Source organism: Rhizobacter sp. P2_H2, from assembly GCF_056403375.1.
In genome coordinates this window covers 1-1,682 of the sequence record NZ_JBFUFP010001137.1, presented here as the reverse complement: position 1 = coordinate 1,682, position 1,682 = coordinate 1, and the positions used below count along the sequence as shown (strand labels likewise).

The window sequence follows — 1,682 nt, the reverse complement described above, 5'->3', positions numbered from 1 at the left end:
CACGGTGAACAGCAGCGTGTTGCCGACCGAGGCCCACCATTCGGGATCGAACAGCACGCCGCCCTCGCCGAAGCGCTGGCCCAGGTAGTTGTCGAGCCCGACGAAGCGGTGCGTGCCGAGTGCCGACAGCTTCGCATCCGTCAGGCTGAAGAACAGCGTGCGCGCGAGCGGCCAGCCGGCCACCGCCGCCAGCACCGCGAGCGTCGGCAGCACCAGCCACCAGGCCTGCACGCGCCGCGCGCGCTGCAGGCCGGTGCCCGTCAGTTCCATCTGTCGGATTTATCCGCGGGGGCGAGCTTGTTGAGTTGCCGGTCGAGGTCGGCCACCGCCTGCGGCGCCTGTGTCTTGCCGGAGAGCACGTCGTGCGCCGCGTTCCAGAACAGGTTGCTGACCTGGTTGTACTGCGCGGCCGTCACCGTCGACGGGCGGCTCACCGCAGCGGCGAAGGTGCTGCCGAGCTCGGCCATGAAGGGGTTGGCCTTCATCACGTCGGCATCCTTGTAGAGGGCCGGCAGCGTCGGGTTGTACGAGGCCTTGATCGCGCGGTCCTTCTGCACCGCGGCGCTGACGAGGTAGTTCACCAGGTCGGCGGCCACGGCCTGGTTCTTCGAGTACTTCGAGACTGAGAGCTGCCAGCCGCCGAGCGCCGCGGCGCTGCGGCCTCCTGTCGATCCACTGCCACCGGCAGGCAAGGGCATCACGCCGACCTTGCCGGCGATCTGGCTGTCGGGCTTGTGCGCCAGCGCCCAGACGTAGGGCCAGTTGCGCAGGAACACCGCGTTGCCCGACTGGAACACGCCGCGGCTGTCTTCCTCGGCGTAGTTCAGCACCGCCTTCGGCGTGATGGTGCCGACCCAGCTCGCCGCGGTCTGCAGCGCCTTGATCGCGTTGGCGTTGTTGACCGAGACCTTGCCGTTCGATTCGACGATGGCGCCGCCGCCGAAGCTCGCGAGCCATTCGGTCGCGTTGCAGCTCAGGCCTTCATAGGCGCGGCCCTGCCAGACGAAGCCCCACATCTTCGGGTTGCCGGCGGCGCGTTCGCCGTCCTGGATCTTCTTCGCGGCGGCGGCCAGCGCGTCCCAGGTGGTGGGCGGCGCAACCTTGTACTTCTCGAGCAGGTCCTTGCGGTAGAACAGCAGCCCGGCGTCGGTGAACCATGGCATCGCGACCAGCTTGTCGCCGACGGTGTTGTTGGCGATGATGGCCGGGAAGTGCTCCTTCTCGGCGCCCTTGGTGTAGGGCTTCAGGTCGATCAGGTGGCTGGCGAGCAGGCCGGGCCAGACGACGTCGATCTGGTAGATGTCGATCTTGTCGGAGCCGCTGCCGAGGATCTGCTGGTACAGCGCGAGGCGCTCGTTCGAGTCGTTGGGCGCGTTGATGACCTGCACCTCGTGGCCGGTCTTCCGGGCCCAGGCATCGGACTCCTCCTTGCAGAGCTGGAACTCGAGCCCGACGGCCCCGCACGAGATCTTCAGCGTGACGGCCTGGGCGCCGAACGCGCTCAGGCACAGGGTCGCGGCGAGCGCGGTGGCCCGGAGGGTGGCTTGCATGGTGTGTCGTCTCCTGTGGTCGGGGCCGTCGACTGCGGCCCGCGGGGGGAGTAGAGGCGTGGCGGGTTAACGCGGGATTTCTTGTTGCGGCTTGTGGTTCACGATTGAAACATTGCGCGGCTTGGCGCGGCG

The 1,682-nt window shown here is 68.1% G+C and carries 1 protein-coding gene and 1 pseudogene; both read right to left on the bottom strand.

The features are described from left to right. Positions 1-270, bottom strand: a pseudogene (locus tag AC1D15_RS30880) (sugar ABC transporter permease); the annotation flags it as partial. Beyond that, positions 261-1,550, bottom strand: coding sequence for an ABC transporter substrate-binding protein (locus AC1D15_RS30875; protein WP_477829034.1), 1,290 nt, complete (start codon positions 1,548-1,550; stop codon positions 261-263). The gene AC1D15_RS30875 and the pseudogene AC1D15_RS30880, both read right to left, overlap by 10 nt. Positions 1,551-1,682 lie beyond the last annotated feature (132 nt).